The 22,094-nt window shown below is 56.8% G+C and carries 22 protein-coding genes; 8 read left to right on the top strand and 14 right to left on the bottom strand.

Annotated elements, in window-relative coordinates:
- The first annotated feature begins 80 nt into the window (after positions 1-80).
- Positions 81-374 (top strand): DUF6477 family protein, encoded by a 294-nt coding sequence (locus BM316_RS05720; RefSeq protein ID WP_090205094.1) that lies wholly within the window; start codon positions 81-83, stop codon positions 372-374.
- Here BM316_RS05720 and BM316_RS05715 read toward each other — a convergent pair.
- On the bottom strand, positions 371-1,921 hold the full coding sequence (locus BM316_RS05715; RefSeq protein WP_090205091.1) for a trimethylamine methyltransferase family protein: 1,551 nt from the start codon (positions 1,919-1,921) through the stop codon (positions 371-373). The two genes, BM316_RS05720 and BM316_RS05715, sit on opposite strands and share 4 nt — an antisense overlap.
- A 185-nt stretch (positions 1,922-2,106) precedes the next feature.
- Between BM316_RS05715 and BM316_RS05710 the strand changes: the two genes are divergently transcribed.
- Together BM316_RS05710 and guaA are read left to right on the top strand one after the other, a co-directional pair.
- Positions 2,107-2,766 carry an outer membrane protein gene (locus tag BM316_RS05710; RefSeq protein WP_090205089.1) on the top strand — a complete coding sequence of 220 codons (660 nt, stop codon included), beginning with the start codon at positions 2,107-2,109 and terminating at the stop codon, positions 2,764-2,766.
- 80 nt (positions 2,767-2,846) lie between these two features.
- The gene (guaA, locus tag BM316_RS05705) at positions 2,847-4,406 is read left to right on the top strand and encodes a glutamine-hydrolyzing GMP synthase (RefSeq protein WP_090205087.1); all 1,560 of its coding nucleotides are present in this window, start codon (positions 2,847-2,849) and stop codon (positions 4,404-4,406) included.
- 4 nt (positions 4,407-4,410) lie between these two features.
- On the opposite strand, the gene BM316_RS05700 is transcribed toward guaA, so the two are convergent.
- Entirely contained in the window at positions 4,411-5,025 is a 615-nt protein-coding gene (locus BM316_RS05700) for a hypothetical protein (protein ID WP_090205085.1), read from the bottom strand.
- Positions 5,026-5,096: 71 nt separating this feature from the next.
- Between BM316_RS05700 and BM316_RS05695 the strand changes: the two genes are divergently transcribed.
- From BM316_RS05695 to BM316_RS05685, 3 genes are all read left to right on the top strand, one after another.
- The gene (locus tag BM316_RS05695) at positions 5,097-5,963 is read left to right on the top strand and encodes a DMT family transporter (protein WP_090207611.1); all 867 of its coding nucleotides are present in this window, start codon (positions 5,097-5,099) and stop codon (positions 5,961-5,963) included.
- A 147-nt stretch (positions 5,964-6,110) separates the two neighbouring features.
- Entirely contained in the window at positions 6,111-7,205 is a 1,095-nt protein-coding gene (locus BM316_RS05690; RefSeq protein ID WP_090205082.1) for an outer membrane protein transport protein, read from the top strand.
- A gap of 112 nt (positions 7,206-7,317) precedes the next feature.
- Positions 7,318-8,241 (top strand): DMT family transporter, encoded by a 924-nt coding sequence (locus tag BM316_RS05685; protein WP_090205079.1) that lies wholly within the window; start codon positions 7,318-7,320, stop codon positions 8,239-8,241.
- Here the strand turns inward: BM316_RS05685 and lpxB are convergent.
- The 12 genes from lpxB to pyrH form a co-directional block, all read right to left on the bottom strand.
- The gene (gene lpxB, locus BM316_RS05680) at positions 8,182-9,318 is read right to left on the bottom strand and encodes a lipid-A-disaccharide synthase (protein ID WP_090205076.1); all 1,137 of its coding nucleotides are present in this window, start codon (positions 9,316-9,318) and stop codon (positions 8,182-8,184) included. The genes BM316_RS05685 and lpxB overlap by 60 nt on opposite strands.
- Positions 9,315-10,196, bottom strand: a complete 882-nt coding sequence (locus BM316_RS05675) for an LpxI family protein (RefSeq protein ID WP_090205073.1) — start codon at positions 10,194-10,196, stop codon at positions 9,315-9,317. Before BM316_RS05675 ends, lpxB begins: the two co-directional genes overlap by 4 nt.
- Positions 10,196-10,978 carry an acyl-ACP--UDP-N-acetylglucosamine O-acyltransferase gene (gene lpxA, locus BM316_RS05670; protein WP_090205070.1) on the bottom strand — a complete coding sequence of 261 codons (783 nt, stop codon included), beginning with the start codon at positions 10,976-10,978 and terminating at the stop codon, positions 10,196-10,198. The genes BM316_RS05675 and lpxA overlap by 1 nt, the downstream gene beginning before the upstream one ends.
- The gene (fabZ, locus tag BM316_RS05665; protein ID WP_090205067.1) at positions 10,975-11,439 is read right to left on the bottom strand and encodes a 3-hydroxyacyl-ACP dehydratase FabZ; all 465 of its coding nucleotides are present in this window, start codon (positions 11,437-11,439) and stop codon (positions 10,975-10,977) included. Before fabZ ends, lpxA begins: the two co-directional genes overlap by 4 nt.
- Positions 11,440-11,521: 82 nt before the next feature.
- On the bottom strand, positions 11,522-12,049 hold the full coding sequence (locus BM316_RS05660; protein WP_090205064.1) for an OmpH/Skp family outer membrane protein: 528 nt from the start codon (positions 12,047-12,049) through the stop codon (positions 11,522-11,524).
- Positions 12,049-14,355 carry an outer membrane protein assembly factor BamA gene (bamA, locus tag BM316_RS05655; protein WP_090205061.1) on the bottom strand — a complete coding sequence of 769 codons (2,307 nt, stop codon included), beginning with the start codon at positions 14,353-14,355 and terminating at the stop codon, positions 12,049-12,051. The genes BM316_RS05660 and bamA overlap by 1 nt, the downstream gene beginning before the upstream one ends.
- 90 nt (positions 14,356-14,445) lie before the next feature.
- Positions 14,446-15,780 (bottom strand): RIP metalloprotease RseP, encoded by a 1,335-nt coding sequence (gene rseP, locus BM316_RS05650; protein WP_090205058.1) that lies wholly within the window; start codon positions 15,778-15,780, stop codon positions 14,446-14,448.
- Between the two features lie 4 nt (positions 15,781-15,784).
- On the bottom strand, positions 15,785-16,954 hold the full coding sequence (gene dxr / locus BM316_RS05645) for a 1-deoxy-D-xylulose-5-phosphate reductoisomerase (RefSeq protein ID WP_090205055.1): 1,170 nt from the start codon (positions 16,952-16,954) through the stop codon (positions 15,785-15,787).
- On the bottom strand, positions 16,951-17,754 hold the full coding sequence (locus tag BM316_RS05640) for a phosphatidate cytidylyltransferase (RefSeq protein ID WP_090205053.1): 804 nt from the start codon (positions 17,752-17,754) through the stop codon (positions 16,951-16,953). The genes dxr and BM316_RS05640 overlap by 4 nt, the downstream gene beginning before the upstream one ends.
- Positions 17,755-17,756: 2 nt before the next feature.
- Complete coding sequence (gene uppS / locus BM316_RS05635) at positions 17,757-18,482, bottom strand: polyprenyl diphosphate synthase (RefSeq protein WP_090205050.1); 726 nt, start codon at positions 18,480-18,482, stop codon at positions 17,757-17,759.
- 28 nt (positions 18,483-18,510) lie between these two features.
- Positions 18,511-19,074: a ribosome recycling factor gene (frr, locus tag BM316_RS05630; protein WP_090205046.1), complete on the bottom strand. Its 564-nt coding sequence runs from the start codon at positions 19,072-19,074 to the stop codon at positions 18,511-18,513.
- Positions 19,075-19,241: 167 nt separating this feature from the next.
- Positions 19,242-19,967: a UMP kinase gene (gene pyrH / locus BM316_RS05625; RefSeq protein ID WP_090205043.1), complete on the bottom strand. Its 726-nt coding sequence runs from the start codon at positions 19,965-19,967 to the stop codon at positions 19,242-19,244.
- A 162-nt stretch (positions 19,968-20,129) separates the two neighbouring features.
- On the opposite strand from pyrH, the gene miaA reads away from it, so the two are divergent.
- Both miaA and BM316_RS05615 read left to right on the top strand, forming a co-directional pair.
- Positions 20,130-21,053, top strand: coding sequence for a tRNA (adenosine(37)-N6)-dimethylallyltransferase MiaA (miaA, locus tag BM316_RS05620; protein ID WP_090205040.1), 924 nt, complete (start codon positions 20,130-20,132; stop codon positions 21,051-21,053).
- Between the two features lie 100 nt (positions 21,054-21,153).
- Positions 21,154-21,921, top strand: coding sequence for a helix-turn-helix domain-containing protein (locus tag BM316_RS05615; protein WP_242649776.1), 768 nt, complete (start codon positions 21,154-21,156; stop codon positions 21,919-21,921).
- Positions 21,922-22,094 lie beyond the last annotated feature (173 nt).

Raw genomic sequence — 22,094 nt, 5'->3', positions numbered from 1 at the left:
TCTGACCTGTCACGCTTGGCGCAACACACGCCTAGCTTGTGTCACTGTTCCATAGGTAACCCCGATGGAGGACCGTAGGAATGCTTGACCTGGAGACACAATTGAAATTGCTTGAACGCCCAAAGCTGCTGGCGCAAGCGGCGCGATTTGGCGTGGATAGCTATCGCCGCGATAGTCATCTGCCACGAATCTTGGGTCAGATGGACCTGCCACGGCCAGCCGCCGCAGTCATGGCGCTCTTAGGAAAAGAAGCCGAACTCGAAGCCCACCGCAAAGAAAAGGCGGGCCACTACCGGCCCGCCCACCACGTTGACGTCCTGATCGCCCTCTTGGGAGAAGTCCGCATCATGCGGGCTGCGCAGAACAGACTTTAGGTGAATGCATCCGGCATGCTGGCTTTCTTCTCAGCCACATACGCCCGCAACCGTGCCTCGATTTCAGGATCGAGAGGCGGTTGCTGGTATGTGTCCAACAATTTCTTGACCCGTGCCGATGCCAGCACCTGCGTATCGCGCGCGCCTTCTTCATCCCAAGTCTCAAACGGCTTGTAGTCGAACAGATCAGACCGCCAGAAGGCTGTTTTGAAATTCGCCTGTGTGTGCTCACAGCCAAGATAGTGACCACCCGGTCCGACCTCTGCAATCGCACCCATGGCTTGCCCGTTTTCAGACAGGTCCACACCTTTGGCAAAGTGGTGCAAGGTGCCAAGCTGATCGGCATCCATGACAAACTTTTCAAAGGAGGCGACAAGCCCGCCTTCAAGCCAGCCGCAGCTGTGCAGCATGAAGTTCACACCCGAAAGCAAACCCATCTGCAGGCTGTTGGCCGTCTCATAAGCGGCCTGTGCGTCAGGAAGCTTCGAGCCGCAGAACGATCCAGCCGACCGATATGGCAGGCCCAGACGGCGGGCAAGCTGCCCTGCCCCGTAGGTGATGTGTGACGCCTCTGGCGTACCGAAAGTCGGCGCACCAGAGTTCATATCAATGGATGTGACAAATGTTCCGAAAATCACAGGCGCACCCGGGCGGATGAGCTGGCTGTACGCGACGCCAGCCAGCACCTCAGCCATCACTTGCGTCAAGGTCCCGGCCACTGACACAGGTGCCATCGCACCGCCAACGATAAACGGACTGATGATTGACGCCTGATTATTGCGTGCATAGACCTCAAGCGCGCCCATCATGATGCTGTCGAACGTCAATGGAGAGTTGATGTTGATCAGCGAGGTCATGACGGTGTTTTCCTGGACAAATTCCTTGCCGAACAGGATTTCACACATCTCGATACTGTCTTGCGCGCGGCTTGGCTCGGTCACTGACCCCATAAAAGGTTTGTCGGAATAGATCATATGCGTCAGCAACATATCCAGATGTCGCTTGTTCACAGGCACATCTGTTGGTTCGCAAACTGTCCCACCTGAGTGATGCAACCACTTTGACATATAGCCCAGCTTTACGAATTTCTCGAAATCCGCCATCGTCGCATAGCGGCGTCCGCCTTCTGCGTCCCGTACAAAGGGCGGTCCATAGACAGGGGCCAGAACAAGGTTCTTGCCACCCACGACAACCGACCGCTCGGGATTGCGTGCATGTTGGGTGTATTCCGAAGGGGCGGTTGAACAAAGCTTGCGCGCAAGCCCACGCGGAATACGCACTCGCTCCCCTTCGATTACAGCGCCGGCGTCTTTCCAAAGCGCCAAGGCGTCAGGATTGTCAACGAAATTGACACCGATTTCGGCCAACACCGTTTCGGCATTCGCTTCAATGATATCCAACGCTTCTTCGGTGAGCACTTCGAAGTTCGGCACATTGCGTTCGATATACTTCGCAGTTTCGACACTGACCGCTGTTCGCTCTGCGCGGCGTGCTGCGCCACCTCCGCCCCGCGCGCGACGCCCTGTGCGTACTGCTGTGTCAGACATGCCAAACTCCTGTTTTTCGAGGCGTCCCTAATTTTGAGGCAAGTGATACACCCCAGCATGATACCGCCGTGCAGAGTTTGCGTCCCTTCAGGCGCGAAAACGACATTGATGAAATTTGCTTTCCCCCAGCACGGCAGAGGGTTAGCGTGCGACCAACACAAACGTGGGTGAAGGGGGAACACACCATGTCGGGACAAAATCTATTGAGCGCGGCTGCGACCGCTCTGGCGTGCATCGTGGCGCAAGGCGCCGCTGCACAGAATTGGGATGGTGCCTACTATGGTGCTTCCGCTGGTGTGGGAATTGGCACCTACACCCAAGGCGTGCCTGACCTCGACCAGCCCGGGCTCGACGTCGACGTAGGCGGTCTGATCTTTGGCGGTCATGCTGGTTTTCAGATACAAAACGGTCAGACCGTCGTTGGTGTTGATGCAGCTATCACGACAGGCCCAAGCGGTGCCACCGATCAAGGTACGACTGGCGCGACGTGGGAATGCACCACAGGAGATTGCACCGTCGCCATTACGGCAATGGCAACGCTGCGCGCAAAATTCGGATACCTCGTTGACACGCGCACAATGGTTTACGGGGCTGGCGGCTTGGCCCTCGCCGCGGTCGAAGGCGGCATCGAGAACAGCCCTCAGGAAGGCAGCTCCACCGCAAGCGGCTTGACTTACGCCATCGGCGCAGAACGTATCACAAGCCCGTCCACGACCATTTTCGGCGAGGTCGGGTTCTACGATCTCGGGGCTTTGACCTTTGGTACAAACGACGAAGAGACGGCTGATTTTCAGGCCGACGGCGATTTTCTGGCCGTGCGCCTTGGGGTGAATATCAACTTCTGAATTTCCATCAGGTCGATGCGCGTCAGTCGCAATGCGACCGACCTCTTGCGCTTAAACCCACTGCGCTTTACGGGTGCGGCATGGAACAGAACACGCATGAACGCCTGCTGATCATCGACTTCGGAAGTCAGGTCACGCAACTCATCGCCCGCCGCCTGCGCGAGCTGAATGTCTACTGTGAAATTCACCCCTATCAGAACGTGACTGACGGCTTTCTGGCGGACTTTGCCCCGCGGGCCGTGATCCTGTCTGGTGGCCCTGACAGCGTCACCCGCGAAGGATCACCCCGCGCACCCGAGACACTTTGGGACATGGGCGTGCCTGTCCTGGGCATCTGCTATGGCCAGCAGACGATGATGACGCAATTGGGTGGCAAGGTCGTCAGCGGTGAAGGCACGGCAGAGTTCGGGCGGGCTTATGTGACGCCAAAAGGCAAGCTGTCACTTCTGGAGGGCTGGTTCGCAACAGACCGAGAACAAGTCTGGATGAGCCATGGCGACCATGTCTCTGAAATTGCTCCGGGTTTTGAGGTTTACGGAACATCGCCAAATGCACCTTTTGCGGTGACGGCTGACGTTGCGAGGAATTTTTATGCCGTCCAGTTTCACCCCGAAGTCCACCACACGCCAAACGGTCTGAAGCTCTATGAAAACTTCGTGCGCATCGCCGGTTTCTCTGGCGATTGGACGATGGGTGCCTATCGCGAGCAGGCAATTGCGGCGATCAAGGAACAAGTCGGTGACGCCCATGTCATTTGCGCTCTGTCAGGTGGGGTCGATAGCTCCGTTGCGGCGGCACTTTTGCATGAGGCGATTGGCGATCAGTTGACCTGCGTCTTTGTCGATCACGGTTTGCTGCGCCTCAATGAGGCAGAAGAGGTCGTTGGCATGTTCCGCGATCACATGAACCTCAAGGTGATCCACGCCGACGAATCCGAGCTCTTCCTAGGCGAACTCGAAGGCGTCAGTGACCCCGAGACAAAGCGCAAGATCATCGGCCGCCTGTTCATTGATGTGTTTCAGAAATACGCCAATGGCATCGAAGGCGCCGAATATCTGGCGCAGGGCACGCTCTACCCTGACGTCATTGAAAGCGTCAGTTTTTCCGGCGGTCCTTCGGTCACGATCAAAAGCCACCACAATGTTGGCGGTCTGCCGGAAAAGATGGGGCTCAAACTGGTTGAGCCTTTGCGCGAACTTTTCAAAGACGAGGTACGCGCGCTTGGTGTTGAACTGGGCTTGCCGAAATCCTTCATCGGACGCCACCCGTTCCCCGGACCTGGCCTCGCCATTCGCTGCCCTGGTGAAATCACACGCGAGAAGCTGGAGATCCTGCGCAAAGCTGACGCGGTCTACATTGATCAGATCCGCAGACACGGCCTTTATGACGATATCTGGCAAGCTTTCGTGGCGATCCTGCCTGTGCGAACCGTCGGTGTGATGGGCGATGGCCGGACATATGACTACGCCTGTGCGTTGCGCGCGGTGACATCCGTGGATGGCATGACCGCCGATTACTATCCTTTCACACACGAATTCCTTGGCGAAACCGCGACGCGGATCATCAATGAGGTGCAGGGGATCAACCGTGTCACTTACGACATCACCAGCAAGCCGCCCGGAACGATTGAGTGGGAATAGGACGCTAGTTGCGCTGCGCAGCCAGCAGGAGCGAGGCGTCAAATTCACCGACAGCGCAAGCACTTAGACCCCGTTCATAACCCGTTTTCAACCATCGCATCCGGTCCGACACAGGGATGGGCAAATGCGGCCCGCGCGACAATGGGCTGCGCCCCCAGTGCGGACGGTCGAATGGATCATCTGTGACATAGGTTGTCAGATCGGGAAGTGGCAGGTCGGCCTGCGCCAAGACGAATCCCGCAATGCAATCTACCTGACGCTCGACCCACCCACGTAACATTGCTTCATCTTCGGGGCGCGCGCGAATTGTGCGCAAGGCAACATCGGCAACCCCATGCTGAACCTGCACTGCATGTCCGTAAACATGTGCCACGAGGTAGCTCAGGAACGGCGGCTCGACCGATCCTGCTGAAACATAAATCCGGTTCTGGCTGGTGCAGTATGCGACTGTGGGGTGCACCGTTTCATCAGCGCCGCACTGACCTGCGATGCGATCTGCCGTGACCTGTTGAGGCATACGCGCAAATGATGCATCGGCAACTGCCGCCACCCGCTGTGCCACGTCAGCAGTCGCTGGCCCACCCAAAACAACGATGATCAACACATAAAGAAGTCTCATGTTACACCTCCGCTCATCGACCTAGCGCGAATGTGCTTGCCAAACAGGTTGAGGCGGTGGCAACTGCCCTCATGAACACCACTTTGCAAGCCGCCCTCTGGATGGTGGGCGCGATCACTTCTTTCACCCTGATGGCCATCGCAGGCCGCACAGTCAGTATCGAGCTTGATACGTTCGAAATCATGCTCTTTCGCAGCCTGACTGGCATCGTGGTTGTGGTCGCGGTTGCCTGGTATATGGGCACATTGAAGGAGGTCGGGCGCAACCGACTTGGGCTGCACGCCACGCGCAACATCTGTCATTTTGCAGGACAGAACCTGTGGTTTTACGCAATCACGATGATCCCGCTTGCTCAGGTTTTCGCGCTGGAGTTCACAACGCCGATCTGGGTGATCCTGCTGTCGCCGCTGATCCTGAAGGAACGGTTGACTGCTGTCGGGCTGATCAGCGCTTTGATCGGGTTTCTCGGCATTCTGATTGTCACACGGCCAGATCCTGCGAACATCAATATCGGGTTGATCGCGGCGGCAAGCTGCGCGGTATTTTTTGCAATCACTGCGATCTTCACAAGGCTTCTGACCCGGACCGAGACGATCACGACGATTCTGTTCTACCTCACCACCATGCAAGCCGTCTTTGGCCTGATCTGTGCTGGCTATGACGGCGACATCGCCGTGCCATCGCTTGCAAATGCACCGTGGGTGATCCTGATCGGCTTCGCGGGATTAATGGCGCATTTCTGTCTGACCAATGCTCTCAAGATCGCGCCCGCCAGTGTTGTCATGCCGATTGATTTCGTGCGGCTTCCGACGATCGCGGTGGTCGGTATGTTGCTTTACGATGAGCCGTTGGAAGTTCTGGTATTTGTGGGCGCGGCACTGATCTTCGCGGCAAACTACCTCAACATCACATTCGCCATGCGGCAGAAGTCTGCCTGACAGACAAAACGTCCAATTGGTTGAGATATAGCGTTTTTGTGACGCTACGACTCAACTTTGCAAATGCCGTGGCGTCAATAATTGACCTAAAGCTTAGGCAATCCGTAGTGTCGCCGCACACTTTTTATTCATGACAGGGATGAGGACATGAAGAACGTACTGACAGCGGGCGCGGCCCTGCTGCTGACAACGAGTATTGCAACTGCGGGCGGCCTGGATCGTTCCGGCCAAGGCGTAGGTATCTTGTGGGAAGATGGCGATGTGATCCAGCTTTCCTTTGGTGGGGCAAGCCCGACTGTATCCGGCACAGCCATTCCACTGCTGGGCGGCTTTGACTCCGAAGATATGTCGCCAAGCTATTTCAACCTCGGCTTCGGCTACAAGAACGAGCTGTCAGACACGACCTCGATCGCAGTCATCATTGATCAGCCATTTGGCGGCGATGTTGATTACCCAGTTGGCACAAACTATTTCGCCCAAGGCGCAACTGCCAGCGTTGACAGCTTCGCAGTTACAGGTCTGGTGAAGTACCAGCTGAACGAAAATGCAAGCGTGTATGGCGGTCTGCGTTATCAGTCCATCAAATCCGCAGTCGAAATTCCAGCCGGTCCCTATGAGCTTGAAACAGAAAGCACCACCGGCACAGGTTATGTCGTCGGTGCGGCTTACGAGATCCCTGAGATCGCATTCCGCGTCGCCCTGACTTACAACAGCGCGATCGATCACGAGCAGGAAACACTCGAGAACGGCGTTCTTGCGACAACAACATCTTTCAGCTCGCCACAGTCGGTGAACCTCGATTTCCAGTCTGGTGTCGCTGAAGATACGCTCGTCTTCGGTACAATCCGCTGGGCCGAGTGGTCGTCGTTTGCATTCACACCGGCAGGCTATGCGGGCGCGAACGCAGGTGCGTCTCTGCTGTCCTACGATGATGATACGGTGACCTATACGCTTGGCGTTGGCCGTCGCTTCAGCGATGTCTTCTCGGGCTTTGCAACAGTTGGCTATGAAGCGGCAACTGGTGGGTATTCCGGCAACCTCGGGCCAACCGATGGTTTCACAAGCGTGGGTCTGGGCGGGACATATCAGGTTCAGGAGAACCTGAAACTGACCGGCGGTATCACCTACGTGATGATCGGCGATGCTGTCGTCGAGAACCCGCTTGCTCCTGACACCGATGGTGCTTTCTTCGAAGACAACAGCGCAATTGGTGCTGGTCTGCGGGTGACATACTCTTTCTAAGACCGACAACGGGAACACAATTTCAAAGCCCCGCCAGCCAGCGGGGCTTTTCTTTTGCCATAGCGCAAGAAACGGGTTGTCCAATCGTCGGTTTCCCTGCCAGATCAACCGCATGGATCAAGCACAGAAATCAATCTCGCCAGCGGCATGGGCACAGCTTTTCACGCTCGCCCTTATTTGGGGCGCATCGTTTTTTTCAATCAGAATTGCGCTGAATGAAATCGGGCCGTTGACGGCTGTCGCACACCGTACGGGATGGGCCATGTTGGTTCTGTGGGCTTATATCCTTTACAAAGGGTTACCTCTGCCGACAGGTCGTCGGATCTGGGGGGCTTTTCTTGTGATGGGCTTGCTCAACAACATGATCCCGTTCAGCCTTATGGCATGGGGCCAGTTGCATATTGAAACCGGACTAACGTCCATCCTCAACGCAGCGACGGCTATATTCGGTGTCATTGTTGCAGCAATTTTCTTTGCAGACGAGCGTTTAACGCTGCGAAAGGGGATCGGCGTGATCCTTGGCTTTTTCGGCGTCGCGACAGCAATCGGTCTGGAGTCGTTCCGGAGTTTCGACATCCGCTCGATGGGGCAACTTGCCGTGATTGCAGGCACGATAAGCTATGCTTTGGCAGGCGTCTGGGCCAGAAAAACGCTGTCGGGTCTTTCCCCGCAAGTGGCCGCCGCTGGCATGTTGACCGGTGCAAGCCTGATCAGCATACCGACCGCGTGGTTCGTTGAGGGGCCGATCACACTCAATCTCGCCGGAGCGACATGGGCAGCCATCGCCTATTATGCGCTTGTCGCAACTGCTCTGGCTTATCTGCTTTACTACCGCGTTCTTGCAGTTGCGGGCAGTGGAAACCTGATGTTGGTCACCTTGCTCGTCGCACCCGTAGCCATTGTCCTTGGTGCCGTCGCACTAGGAGAGGAATTGCCTGCGCGCGCCTATCTTGGCTTTGGCATCCTTGCGCTTGGGCTACTGATCCTTGACGGGCGCCTTTTCAAGTCCGGCCAGCACCGCGTGCGCCGCGCGTAGACCCGGTGGTTGACCGCCCTGCCCCAGACGTTCCATGGTGAGCGCCATCGCCTCCCGCTGTGCGTTCGGATTTTTCAGGACGGCGAGCATTGCCTCTGCAATCGGCGCTGGCTGGCATTTGTCGCCAATGAATTCGGGCACCGCGCGGGTTTCCGATACAAGGTTCACCAGCGTGACCGTATCAACCATCAGCATCCGACTGATGATCTGGCGGCTGAGCCACGCCATATCGTAAGCAATCACCATGGGCGTATTGCTTGCAGCCAATTCCAGAGACACCGTGCCGGAGGCTGCCAAGGCCACATCAGCGCGCTTGAACCAAGCCGCCTTTTGCGCATCCGCCGGAGACAGGACCGTGACCGGCGTCTTCCAATGACTGACTTTGTCCTGCACCAAGCCGTGCACGTTCTGCGTTGTGGGTATGACAAACCGCGCGTCCGGTATCTCTGCCGCCATCTTCGCAACGACGTCGCCGAAGCGATCAGCCAGCCGTATCACCTCACCCCGTCGGCTGCCCGGTAGAACAAGGATCACCGTGCCGTCACCAAGTGCCGCGGCCTCCGCATCACTCGCGACGGGTTCGGCCACGACAGGATGCCCGACAAAGTCGCATCGCATCCCGGCAGTTTCCATCAGAGGTGGCTCAAACGGAAAAAGCGCCAGAACATGATCGATGAAACCCGACATCTTTTCTGCCCGTTTGGGACGCCACGCCCAGACCGTCGGCGCAACATAGTGGACGGTTGGTGTTTTGCCCGCTGCCTTCACCAATCGCGCAACACGCAGGCAGAAGTCAGGGCTGTCAATCGTGATCAGGACGTCGGGTTGGGTTGCAAGAACCGCATCCGCCATTTGCCGGATACGCGCCTTGAGCGCCCGATACTTTGGCAGAATTTCCGCCAACCCCATGACTGACAGTTCGTCCATCGGAAAGCGGCTTTGCAGGCCTTGAGCCTGCATCAACGGGCCACCAACACCGTCGAAGGTCACGTCGTCGCGCAACGCTTTCAACCCCGCCATCAGCGCCGCACCCAGTTTGTCACCTGAGGCTTCACCAGCGATCAGAAAGACCCTCATGCGCCCCCCTTGGGCCGCACCCAGAAGAACAGCCCAGCACGGTCCAGCTCGTTCAAGACGCGATCGAACTCAAGCACCATGACGCCGCCCGCTTCGATCACAATTCCGGCCAATCCAGCCCGAATGGCATGTGCTGCCGTCTGGGGCCCGATGACCGGAAGATCGGCGCGGCGGTCCTGATCTGGCTTCGGCCCTTTGAAGAGAATTGCGCCTCGCAGGTCACTTGGATCACCATCAGCGCCGCTCAACCACTCAGAGGCGCTGCCAAGCACATCGCCCATCAGATCAACAGCCCCCCAAAGCGGATCCTCTGCCGGGGCAAATCGCGCGAACATCGCGTCGGTCCCGTCCTGACCCTCTTTGGCGAGCACCCTACCCTTGCGGACAAGACAAGCCTGACCTTGGTCTGCGCGACCCATTTCAGCCAGCGTCTGTTCGGCCGCCACAGCATCGTTTTTGTGGTCGATTGTCACAACAGCACGCGAGTGCACACCTGCTGCTGGTAACAAATCCGGTGCAATCTCATGCGCCGCCCTGACGGTGAAGCCATGGTCTTCAAATATCGCGATGATCGCCCTCAAGGCTCCGTCATCGCCCGACGCGATCGCCGCCTGTATCCGCGGGACAAGGGGCATGGTTTTCGCGTCGATCTCTGACCGGTCGATCTTTGGCCGCCTGACCGCGCCGGCCATGCAAATCTCGGTCACGCCCCGGTCCGACAGTTCGGAGAGAAACCGGCCCAGGTGTTCGATCCGAAAGGTGATGTCCGGAGTAACCGCCGGCCGAAACCCTGAAAGGGCGCACACCAATGGCCGCGTGTCCAACCGCGCGATCAACGCTGGCGGAAGCTCCCCTGTCCCTGCAATCAGCGCCAGCATCAGCCGGGGGTCAGAAAGTTGCGGTCGGTATCACCAAGGATGAATGCGACCATTTCCTGAACATAGGCGCTGTCGCTTTCATCAGCCAGTCTGCGGGCACGGTCATGGAATGTGCCTTCGCCGTCTTTGAGCATCTGGAACGCGGCCCGTAGCGCGGTGATATCCGCGCGGTCAACGCCCTTGCGCTTGAGACCAACCAGATTGAGACCATCAAGCGCGCCGCGCGGACCTTGGACGAGGCCATGCGGCACCACGTCCTTTGTCACCATCGACACAGCGCCGATAATGGCCCCCTTACCAATGCGCACCCACTGGTGCACACCTGAAAGGCCCCCAATGATCACGTCGTCCTCGATAATGCAGTGACCTGCAACGGCTGACGAATTCACGACAATCACTCGGTCACCGACCTGAGCATCATGCGCGATGTGACACCCTGCCATGAAAAGCCCGTCATCCCCCACTTTGGTCAATCCGCCGCCATGGGTTGTCCCGATATTCATCGTGACGTGCTCTCTGATGCGGTTACGTTTGCCAATACGCAGTTTGGCTGGCTCCCCGTCATACTTGAGGTCCTGTGGGATCTCGCCCAGCACGGCAAAGGGAAAGACAACCGTTTCGTCACCTATTTGCGTATCGCCTTGCACCACCACATGGCTCTTCAGCGTCACGCGGTCACCCAGAACGACATCTGCACCAATGACGCAAAACGGGCCAATCGTGCAGTCGGCACCGATGGTTGCGCCCTCTTCGACAACGGCAGAAGGGTGGATGCCCGTCATGCGTTCTGCATATCCATCATGGCGGTGAACTCGGCTTCGGCTGCAAGTTCGCCATCGACTTTCGCCACGCCCTTGAATTTCCAGACCTTGCCGCCGGGCTTTCCACGTGTGGTTTCGACATACATCTCAAGCACGTCACCGGGCACAACCTTGCGACGGAATTTGCAGTTGTCGATCCCCATGAAGTACACCAGCAAATTGCCGTCCGTCAGACCCAAGGACGCGCCCACCATCACGGCTGTGGTTTGCGCCATCGCCTCGACAATGGTGACGCCTGGCATGATTGGATTCGCCGGAAAGTGCCCCTGAAAATGCGGCTCGTTCATCGTGACGTTCTTGACACCCACGGCCGTTTTGATCCCGTCAATGCTATGCACTTTGTCGACCAGCAAAAACGGATAGCGGTGCGGTAGAATTTTTTGGATCAGGTGAATATCGGCGGTCGTGACAGCGTCAGTCATGGGTGTCCCTATCTTGTGCGCTCGGCAGCAGCGGTGGCGAGCATTACTTCATCACTAGCAAGGCCGGTAAATGGCGGCAAGCTCAGGGTTCGTCAGTGCCATCGCCAAGCTGGGCATTTACACGCGCGATTGCTTCGTCGGTGATATTGGCCGATCTGATTGAAAGAACGACATTGCGCTGTTCCATCACCAGTGTGGCTCCTCGCTCAAGCATGATACCGGCCACAATTCCCTGAATGCGTTCTTCAAACTCGACCCGCGCTTCGGCGTTTGCGCGCTGGAACTCGACGTTCTTGGCATCACGGACACGGCGGACTTCCTGCACCTTGGCATCAAAAGCCTCTGATTCCGCGCGAAAAGCTTCCGGCGTCATCTCAGGCCTTCTGAGCGTCAGACTGCGCTCCTCTTGTGTCAGCGATTCAACGATCCGGTCGTTCTCCGCCTGTATCTCTGCGGCCTGTTCCGCCAGATCAGCTGCGACCCGCCGACCGAAATCACTTTCCAGATAGAGCCGATCACTGTCGATGATGAGGACCTGGGGACGCAGCTCTTGCGCCTGCGCTGACACTGTCAGCGCAAACCAAACCAAAGCCGCGCGCAGAAACCACATCAGAAGCTCGTCGAGATCGTGATTTCAAAGTTCCGGGTGTTGTCCTCAGGCTGCACATCAAGTGGCTCGGTAAAGTTGAAACGCAGAGGTCCGATTGGTGTGGTCCAGAACAATGACAGGCCAGCGATGGCACGCCCTGTAAAGTCATTATAGATCACATTGGATGTATCGACATCGCCAACGTCCCAAACCGAGCCGTAGTCGATGAACGCACCACCGGAGAGGTTGTACTCGCTTGGCAGACCAAGGGGAAATTCCGTCTCAAGACGCAGCACCGAGAACGCGTTACCGCCAAGGGCATCATCTGTCAGTGCATCTCTTGGGCCGATCCCGCCGGGTTCAAAACCGCGCATGATACGGCTTCCAAGGAAGAAACGGTCTGTCACACGGCTGCGGCCCTCCTGATACGTCAGAAGCCCGCCCTCAAGCGTTGCCCGCAAGGTGACTTCTTCGTTCCAGATGCGTGTCTCAGCACCTGCCAAAGCGGTGGTTTTGATGAACTGCTTGTCGCCGAAACCGAATTCCTGACCGAACCGCAGCACGACACCCGCGTTCGGGTTCAAACCAGTGCGCCGGTTGTCATAGGAGAATGCGTAACCGACCGAATTGGTCCAAATGCCACCCTCTTCGGCTTCTGCGGCGATAATCTCGCTGGCATCATCCGAAACATCGGTGAGGTCATTATATTCCAACGCGTAGTAAACTGTCAGACGGCTTTCATCGCTGATCGGAAAGCTCAGTTGCGGAGAAATCCGGAAGGTCTCAGTGTCGTAAAGCGCGTTCTCATTGTCCGTCGTCGCATAGTTGAGGTCAAACGATCCACGCAGATCACGGCCCAACAATTGCGGTTCAGTGAAACCAAAATTGAACCGGCGATTGCTCTCGGCTGTCGAGATATCCACGTTCAGGCGCTGGCCACGGCCTTGGAAGTTCGCCTGCCGATAGGTCGCTATCAGGCTTGCGCCGGTATCACTGTTAAAGTTGGCACCGAATGTCAGCGTACCAGTCGGGCCCTCGACCACATCAACGTCAATCACCCGCTGGGACGGGCTGGAACCGGGACGTGTGTTAACCGTGACATTTTCAAAAAAGCCAAGCGCACGGATGCGGCGCGCGCTTTCCTGAATTTCGCGGGGGTTCAAAGGATCACCTTCAACAGTGCGGAACTGCCCCCGAATGACCCGATCAAGCGTGGTGCTGTTCCCTTCGATATCAATCCGCTCGACAAAGACACGCGGGGCGGATGTCAGCACGTAATTGACGTCAAGCGTCAGATCGCGCGGGTTTCTTGTGATCTGAGGTTCCACCTGAACAAATCGCAATCCACGGTCCACAGCCAAGCGTTCCAGACGCGTGATGTCATCAGCGATGGGGACCGGTGAATAGGTCGCACCAGAGCGCAGACGCACCTCGTCTTCGAAGTTGGCAGCATCAACGCCGTTAATAGCGCTCGACACTGACACGGACCCGATCGAGAACCGTTGACCTTCCTGGATATTGTAGGTGATCAGATAGGCATCGCGTTCTCGCGTCAGCGTCACGTCGATGTTCTGGATGACAAAGTCGGCAAAGCCGCGCGACTGGTAGAAATCGGTCAGAACCTGACGGTCCTCTGCCACGCGCTCGGGCGAGAACGTGTCGCGGGCCACAAGAATGCGGAAAACACCAGCCTCCTTGGATTCCAGTACGCGCCGCAGACGATTTTCAGAGAAGCTTCTGTTGCCGACAAAGCTGATCCGGCCAATTTCAGTCACCGCAGATTCGATGACTTCAAAAACCAGATCGACACGGTTTTCAGAGCGCGGGATGATCCGCGGGGTGACGGTGGCGTTGATCCGTCCCTGCCGTGCGTAAGCTTCTGAAATAGCGGCCGTATCAGCTTCTGCTTGCGCGGGGGTAAAGACGCGGCGTGGCTGAGACTGGATCAAGGGCAGCAGGTCTGCATCACTGATGCGGCTGTTTCCTTCGATATTGATGCGGTTGATCGTCGGGTTTTCCGCAACCTCAATCACAAGCTGACTGCCACGCGGTGTCAGGTCAACCGAGGAAAACAGGCCGCTCTCGCGCAAGCTTTGGCCTGCATCGTTCAGACCAGCTGTCGAAAGCGGAACACCTGCTTGCAGCCCTGCAATATTCAGGATCGTTGCATCGCCGACACGCTGATTGCCTTCGACGGCAAAACTACTGAATGAGAAGCTTTGTGCGACGGCGGAAACGGCACCCATCGTCACCAATGCGCCTGCAAAAAACAGTGTCTTAGCGCCAGACCAGTAGCGCGCCAGACTGCGCCCACCCAAAACCATCATCTCGACCGCCCCTCGCAATTTTACTTATGCATTTGGAGTAGCGACAAAGCCCAGCGATGTCAAAACGCGAGCAACGTCTCGAGCACGTTTTTACGGGCACAAAATGGTGTCGTTGAGAATGGTGAAAGTCATCATCGACAGGATCAAAGCAAGCCCCATGAACATGAACACCTGCACGGCCCGATCACTCGGCTTGCGGCGCGTCACTGCCTCATAGGCATAAAAGACAAGATGCCCGCCATCGAGGACCGGGATCGGAAACAGATTGATCAAACCAACCGCTGCTGAAAGCGCGCCGATGAACCAGATAAAGCTCTGCGCACCCTGCTCTGCCATCGATCCGCTGGTCTCGGCAATGCCGACGGGGCCAGAGAGGTTACAGGTCGAAATTTGTCCGACGATGATGTGCTGCAGCGCAGACAATGATGTGGTGAGCGTATTCCACAACCCCTGCGCGCCCAGTGAGACAGACTCAAATAGGCCGACACCTTCTCTGAGTTCCTCGAAAAAGATTGTCCCGCTGATCCCGATCAGCCACCGCGTCTCAAAGCCGCCCTCGGGAAGAGGCAGATCAACCCGCCGGGGGGCGATGGTTTTTGTCAGCGTCTCACCATCGCGCCAGACCGTGAAATCAAGCGGTGCACCATCAGCCGCCAGCACAATGTCCTGCACTTGGGAAAACGCAAAGACCGGTTCGCCGTTAATTGTCGTGATCACGTCATTGATCTTGATGTCCGCGTCATCTGCCGCTGATCGAGGCGTCACGCTCAGAACTGCGGGCGGAAAATAGTACGGTCCTTCGACATCCATCACGCGGCCATCGCGCTCAATTGTGTAGGTGAGCGTCTCTTGCACCGGAACACGGTCTGTAAGGCTGGTCGTTGCGGTCACATCGTCGAAACGCTGCCCCTCCACGGCAATCAGCACATCACCTGAGCGCAAGTCACTTTGATAACTTGCGGGAAGCGGTCTGAGGTCATCAAAGGTCAAAGGCGTCACAGAGCGCCCCTGATACATGATCGAGCCTGCAAAGATGGCAATCGCCAGAATAAAGTTGAAGGCGGGACCCGCCGCAACAGTCAACGTCCGCGCCCAGAGCGGTGCGCCAAGCATGGTGCGTCGCATCTCGGACGGGGCGACCTGCCCGTCACTGCCGACACTTGCGGCATTCGCATCACCCATAAATCGGACGTAGCCACCTAGAGGCAGCGCCGCGATTTGCCATTGGGTGCCGCGTTTGTCTGTCCGGCTGTAAAGCACCGGACCAAAGCCCAGCGAAAACACTTCAGCATGGATGCCACACCAGCGCCCTACGATGTAATGTCCGTATTCGTGGATTGCGACAATCACCGAGAGCGCCACGACAAAGGCGACGATCATGAATGCGAAATTGCCAAACTGGGGCAGAAACTGCATCAGGTCCAAAGGTTTATCCCAAATTCTTCATAGCTTCAGCGGCATAGATTCGTGCCAGCCGGTCTGTCTCTAACACGCTATCTAGGGTGATCGCCTGAGATTGCAGCCCATCACCTGATGACATTTTCTCAAGCGTCTTTGCGACAACTGTCGACATGTCCAAAAATCCGATGTCACCCGCGATGAAACCGTCGAGTGCCTGTTCTTTGGCGGCATTAAAGACCGCACCAGACAGACCGCCTGTGGCCATCACATCTTTGGCAATACCAAGTGCGGGGTAGCGCGCCTGATCCGGTGCCTCGAATGTCAGTTGCCCGATCTTGCCAAGATCAAGCCTTTCCACGGGCAGGTGCTGCCGTTCCGGCCAATGGAGCGCATATCCGATAGCGTGACGCATATCCGGCGGCCCCACATGCGCCATGAGCGCCCCATCGTTAAAGCCGACCAAAGCATGGATCAGGCTTTCGCGATGAACCAGCACCTCGATCATTTCAGGCGGAACACCAAAGAATTCTTTGGTTTCAATCAGCTCCATCGCTTTATTAAACATTGAAGCGCTGTCGATGGTGATCCGCTGCCCCATATCCCAATTCGGATGGCTTGACGCTTCTGCCAGCGTTGCAGTTGCCAGCTTTTCAATCGGCCAGTCACGGAACGCGCCACCGGAGGCGGTGATGATCACGCGCTCAACCGCGGCCATATGCTCCCCGACGAGCGCCTGAAAAACGGCTGAATGCTCGCTATCGACAGGCAAGACTGTCGCGCCATGCGCCTTGGCACGGCCCAACAGAAGCGGCCCGGCAGTCACGAGCGATTCCTTATTGGCAAGTGCAAGGGTCGTGCCATGTGCCAAGGCCTCTAGCCCGGGGACAAGACCGGCAGCACCGACAATCGCCGAAAGCGCCCAATCAACAGGGCGCGATGCGGCCTCAACAATCGCCTCACCGCCAGCGGCCACTTCGACATTTGTATCGGCCAGCAAGTCCTTCAGTTCTGCGTAGCATTCAGGATAGCAGGTCACGGCAAGATCGGCATTGAGCGCCCGCGCATCCTTTGCCAGTTGCGCGACATTGCGACCGCCAGTCAGGGCTACAACGTCATAGTGATCCAGATCACGCGCGACGAGGTCCAACGCACTTTGACCGATTGACCCTGTTGCGCCGAAAAAAGTGATGCGCCTCAAAAGACGACCCCCGGCACATCAAAGACATCGGCCACGACAATCAGGAAAAGCGAGGCCCCCAAAAGCGCGTCGAAACGGTCAAACAGGCCACCATGACCGGGGATCAGCGTCGAGCTGTCCTTGACCCCCATCCGCCGCTTGAGTGAGCTTTCCGCGATGTCCCCCATTTGACCAGCAAAGCTGAGGATCACAGAGATCAGAATGACCCAAAGGCCCGCATTGGTGAAAATGGTGAAAAGAAACCCGACGATTGCGGCACCGATCCAACCGGCGACTGTTCCGCTCCAGGTTTTCTTGGGGCTGATTGCTGGCCAGAACTTCGGCCCTCCAAAAGCCTTCCCTGCAAAATACCCAAAGATATCCGTCACGATCACGACTGACATAAGCCACAGGAGCCAGAAAAAGCCGAAATCCTCGCGGAAATGCACAAGGCCCCATCCGGCGACCTGAATCCCCAACGCAAAAATAAAAAACGTCTTCTTCTCGGTATTAAGCTGCGTGACACCGATCACGGGGACAATCAAAAACAGCAACATGCCCCATGGGCTGTTCTCAACAAGCTGGCCCGACATGATCGAGGCAACCAATGCGGCCAGCAACATCCCCTTTGTCGGTTCCTTGGGGCGGATCATCATCCACAATTCCCAGACCATGACCGCCGTCACAAAGACGACAAGCATCTGGAACCATATCCCGCCCATGATCACGCCGGCAGCACCAACAACGACCATCGCGGCGCTTGATGTCAGCCGGACTGTCAGGTCATCCCATTTGGCAGGTATTGGCGGCGGGGTCGTCATACTTAGGCTCGGACAGCTCCGAAACGTCTATCGCGCTTGCCAAACTGACCCAGCACTTTGGCAAATTCTGCAGTCGAGAAGTCCGGCCAAAGCGTGTCGACAAACTCGTATTCGGCATAAGCCGATTGCCACAACAAAAAGTTCGAAATGCGCGCTTCGCCGCTTGTCCGGATCACCAGATCAGGATCAGGGAGCACATGCGTATCAAGGAACCGTGCCAGCGTTTCGGCATCGACGTCTTTGTGGGTCAGCCTGCCCTGTTCGATCTCATACGCAAGACGCTTGGCAGCGCGGGTCACCTCATCGCGCCCACCGTAGTTAAGCGCCACCGTTAGATTGACACGGTCATTGCCTGCTGTCCGTAACTCAAGATCATCCATCAGGCTGACAAGTTTCGGATCGAGACGGATCCGGTCACCGATGAAGCGAACGCAGACGCCGCTGGCAAAAAGCTCATCCGCTTCGCGCTCAAGGTATTTGCGGAAAAGCCCCATAAGGCCAGCGACCTCGGTCTGGGTCCGTTTCCAGTTCTCGGTCGAAAAAGCGAATATCGTCAGATACTTCACACCCAGATCAGGGCAGGATTTCACGATTTCTCTGACGCGGCGTGCACCGGCATGATGTCCAAAGAGCCTTGGCCGGCCGCGTTGTTGGGCCCAGCGACCATTTCCGTCCATGATGATCGCCACATGTGACGGTGTCTGCTTTACTTCAGCATCTTTGGGCATAGGTGCCCCCTTATCTATCTATGCAGGTTTAAACCTGCATGATTTCTGCCTGTTTTGTTTCAAGCGTTTCATCGACAATCTTAATGTACTCGTCAGTCACTTCCTGCACGGCCGATTCCCAGAATTTCTGATCATCTTCCGACATGCCGTCGGCCTTGGCTTTCTTGATCTGGTCCATGCCGTCGCGGCGCAAATTGCGGATCGAGACGCGCGCGCTTTCTGCATATTGGCCAGCAACTTTTGTCAGCTCCCTGCGACGCTCTTCGTTCAACTCAGGGATCGGCAGCATGATGATCGTACCGTTAAGTTGAGGATTGATGCCCAAGCCACTCTCCCGGATGGCTTTTTCCACTTTACCGACCAGACCCTTGTCCCAGACGTTGATGGTCACCATCCGCGGTTCCGGCACGTTAACAGTGCCTACCTGGTTGATCGGTGTCATCGCCCCGTAAGCCTCGACCATCACCGGTTCCAGCATCGAGCCTGAGGCACGACCCGTCCGCAGCGATGCAAGTTCGGTCCGCAAGTTGCTGATCGCACCCTTCATGCGGCGGGCCAGATCATCGGTATCCAGTTCAAACTCTTCAGACATATCTTCTGCTCTTCCAAAGGCGCAATTCGCGCCGTTTTCATAGGTTTAGGCGAAACTGCCGGTGTTGTATAGCATTGTGCGCTGCGGACATATCAGTGAAGCGCTTGGAATTTCCAGCATGACTTTGACGAGCGCGGACCGTTTCCATCCTCAAAGCCGCGCAACCATCAATCCTGGACGATTGTGTAAGTCCCCTCGCCGGCCAGAATGCCCCTAAATCCACCAGGTTCATCCAGCGAGAACACGATGATGGGCAGGTCATTGTCCCGCGCCAGCGCAATCGCACTGGCATCCATGACGCCAAGGTGCTGTTGCAGCACCTCGTCGTAGCTCACTTCTTCATAGCGTTTGGCATCGCTGTGCTTGGCTGGATCTTTGTCGTAGACACCATCAACCTTTGTGCCCTTGAAGATTGCCTCGCAATTCATCTCATTGGCGCGCAGCGTGGCTGCAGTATCGGTCGTGAAGTAAGGGTTTCCCGTGCCCGCTGCGAAGATGCACACCCGCTTTTTCTCCAAGTGGCGCACGGCGCGGCGACGGATATAGGGCTCTGCCACCTCGTTCATCGTGATTGCCGAGATCACGCGGGTATGGATGCCCAACTCTTCCAATGCAGACTGCATGGCCAGCGCATTCATAACTGTCGCCAACATCCCCATGTAATCCGCTGTGGTACGCTCCATCCCTTGTGCAGAACCTTGCAGGCCGCGGAAGATGTTGCCACCTCCGATCACCATGCAGATCTCGACACCCATATCGTGGACCGACTTTACCTCACGCGCGACGCGCTGAACCGTCGGCGGGTGCAAACCGAAGGAAGTATCACCCATCAGCGCCTCCCCCGAGATTTTGAGCATGACCCGTTTGTAAGCCGTCTTCTCACTCTCGCTCATGGCGCACCCCCACATGGATTCCAAATTGGCGCTAAACTGTCGGAAATCGCGCCAAGGTTCAATGTGCCGCAAGGCGCAAATATGCATGTTCAGAGTTCACGTGGCGAAAACCATCGTCTTTGCCCGATAGCGCTTATCTGTTAAGCGCAGAGGTCACCGAATGTGAGAGCCAAATCCTTGCCTGAAACGATCCGCATCATCCCTTCCCGTCCGGTTCTGATTGCAGGACCGACGGCGAGCGGCAAGTCAGCCTTGGCGCTGGAGATCGCACGCCAGCAAGGCGGCGTGATCGTCAATGCCGATGCGTTGCAGGTTTTTCAGGGCTGGCGTGTTTTGACAGCAAGACCGGATGACGCTGACCTCGCAGCCGCCCCACATAGGCTTTATGGTCACATTCCATTCGATGCAGACTATTCAACGGGGCAATGGCTACGCGATGTGAAGCCCTTGCTGGCCGGTGGTGAGCGTCCGATCATCGTTGGCGGCACGGGGCTGAATTTCCACGCGCTGACCCAAGGGCTGGCAGAGATCCCACCCACACCTCAATCCATCCGTGACGCTGGCAACGCGATGACAAGAGAAGCGATGATTGCGGCCCTTGATCCCGTCACCAGATCGCGCATCGACCTTGCAAACCGCGCCAGAGTGCAGCGAGCATGGGAAGTCCTTGAAACAACCGGACGCGGGCTGGCGGACTGGCAGGACGCCACGCCTCCTCCACTTTTGCCACTTCGGGCGGTCACAGCCATCACGCTTGATGCACCAAAAGACTGGTTGAATGATCGGATTGCGCGACGATTTGATCAGATGCTCGATGGGGGTGCGTTGGACGAAGCAAGGCAGATGCTGCCTCTTTGGGACCCGAGCCACCTGTCATCAAAAGCGATCGGAGCGCCTGAGTTGATAGCATATCTGCGTGGTGAAATGACGTTGGAGGACGCGCGCGACGCAGCCATTGTCGCGACGCGCCAATACGCAAAACGTCAGCGCACCTGGTTCCGGTCACGCCACAAGGCATGGCGGCACATATCCGCTGACCTGCCCGACTTATCTGCAACACTTCGCTTCGACGCTGGCGAGAAATGATTGATTTTGCGCTGTATCCTCCGCTCAATACCGCAAAAGAAAAACAAGTGCTGGGGCGATGCAGGACAGCTTTCTCTCTCTTCCATCAGACTTGCGTCTGATGACGCTGACACATGGTGGGCCACAGGGGCGCTGGCGTAACGAGGCGATGCGCAGTCATTCATCTGCGCGGCTTGTCCTGATCACGCGCGGTCAGGGCCGGATTACCGTTGCGGGACTGACGAATGGGTATGGACCAAACAACCTGATCTATATCCCGCCACACACGATGTATGGCATCGAGGTTGGCCAAACCGTCTTTGGTCAGGTTTTGGCGTTTGACGCCCCGCCCTTCTGGCCGGCGCACGCTTTTCATCTGCGGCTGCGGGACGTCGAGAGGCAAAAGGAAGTCGTCGCACATTATGAAGCCATTGAGCGCGAACTGCGGCCAACTGGTGATCCGAGAGCGGCCGCCTGTCACTTTGGTCTGCTTTCGATTTTCGTCGAACGTCAGTTGGCGGCACAAGACGCAACGAACCTTGACACAAGGCGATCCAGCGCTGCCGCTAAGTTGGTGGAACGCTATACCGCGATGATCGCGCGGCAATATGGATCGAACCGCGGTGTCGTGGACTATGCCGCGGCCTTGGGTGTCACGACGACCCATCTGACACGCTGCTGCCAGAAGACCTGCGGGCGCTCGGCACTGTCGCTCTTGAACGATCGCATACACTACGAAGCCTGCATTATGCTTAAGGAAACAGCGACGCCTGTTCAGCAGATTGCAGCAGATCTAGGCTTCCAATCACCGGCTTATTTTACCCGCAGATTTCAGGAAAAAGCGGGGAAAACGCCGACAGAGTTCAGACGAGTCGAAAAACAACGATAGGTTTTTCAATTTTTCCGTTTTTTGGATTTCTCGCCAAAGCGGTTTGAATGGGCTTGACCCTCATGTCGCTTTTCAACACCCAATATGTCGCAAATGACTTTTCTTTGAACAAAGGATTTGTTGACCTCGCACCTAAAAAAGTGCGGAATGAAGATCGGCGGAGCGAATGCGTG

Origin of the sequence: Yoonia litorea (assembly GCF_900114675.1) — a bacterium.
Taxonomy (GTDB): Bacteria; Pseudomonadota; Alphaproteobacteria; order Rhodobacterales; family Rhodobacteraceae; genus Yoonia; species Yoonia litorea.
The sequence above is the reverse complement of the archived record's forward strand: the minus strand, read 5'-3'. Positions and strand labels throughout refer to the sequence as shown.

Coding starts and splice junctions, on each gene's coding strand:
- pyrH (WP_090205043.1), bottom strand. CDS start 19,967: ATGAGCGAGAGTGAGAAGACGGCTTACAAACGGGTCATGCTCAAAATC.
- frr (WP_090205046.1), bottom strand. CDS start 19,074: ATGTCTGAAGAGTTTGAACTGGATACCGATGATCTGGCCCGCCGCATG.
- BM316_RS05675 (WP_090205073.1), bottom strand. CDS start 10,196: ATGCTGGCGCTGATTGCAGGGACAGGGGAGCTTCCGCCAGCGTTGATC.
- lpxA (WP_090205070.1), bottom strand. CDS start 10,978: ATGACGGGCATCCACCCTTCTGCCGTTGTCGAAGAGGGCGCAACCATC.
- BM316_RS05685 (WP_090205079.1), top strand. CDS start 7,318: ATGGATCAAGCACAGAAATCAATCTCGCCAGCGGCATGGGCACAGCTT.
- BM316_RS05615 (WP_242649776.1), top strand. CDS start 21,154: ATGACGCTGACACATGGTGGGCCACAGGGGCGCTGGCGTAACGAGGCG.
- BM316_RS05720 (WP_090205094.1), top strand. CDS start 81: ATGCTTGACCTGGAGACACAATTGAAATTGCTTGAACGCCCAAAGCTG.
- BM316_RS05710 (WP_090205089.1), top strand. CDS start 2,107: ATGTCGGGACAAAATCTATTGAGCGCGGCTGCGACCGCTCTGGCGTGC.
- BM316_RS05690 (WP_090205082.1), top strand. CDS start 6,111: ATGAAGAACGTACTGACAGCGGGCGCGGCCCTGCTGCTGACAACGAGT.
- uppS (WP_090205050.1), bottom strand. CDS start 18,482: ATGCCCAAAGATGCTGAAGTAAAGCAGACACCGTCACATGTGGCGATC.
- BM316_RS05640 (WP_090205053.1), bottom strand. CDS start 17,754: ATGACGACCCCGCCGCCAATACCTGCCAAATGGGATGACCTGACAGTC.
- lpxB (WP_090205076.1), bottom strand. CDS start 9,318: ATGAGGGTCTTTCTGATCGCTGGTGAAGCCTCAGGTGACAAACTGGGT.
- BM316_RS05660 (WP_090205064.1), bottom strand. CDS start 12,049: ATGTGGTTTCTGCGCGCGGCTTTGGTTTGGTTTGCGCTGACAGTGTCA.
- BM316_RS05700 (WP_090205085.1), bottom strand. CDS start 5,025: ATGAGACTTCTTTATGTGTTGATCATCGTTGTTTTGGGTGGGCCAGCG.
- bamA (WP_090205061.1), bottom strand. CDS start 14,355: ATGATGGTTTTGGGTGGGCGCAGTCTGGCGCGCTACTGGTCTGGCGCT.
- BM316_RS05715 (WP_090205091.1), bottom strand. CDS start 1,921: ATGTCTGACACAGCAGTACGCACAGGGCGTCGCGCGCGGGGCGGAGGT.
- guaA (WP_090205087.1), top strand. CDS start 2,847: ATGGAACAGAACACGCATGAACGCCTGCTGATCATCGACTTCGGAAGT.
- BM316_RS05695 (WP_090207611.1), top strand. CDS start 5,097: ATGAACACCACTTTGCAAGCCGCCCTCTGGATGGTGGGCGCGATCACT.
- fabZ (WP_090205067.1), bottom strand. CDS start 11,439: ATGACTGACGCTGTCACGACCGCCGATATTCACCTGATCCAAAAAATT.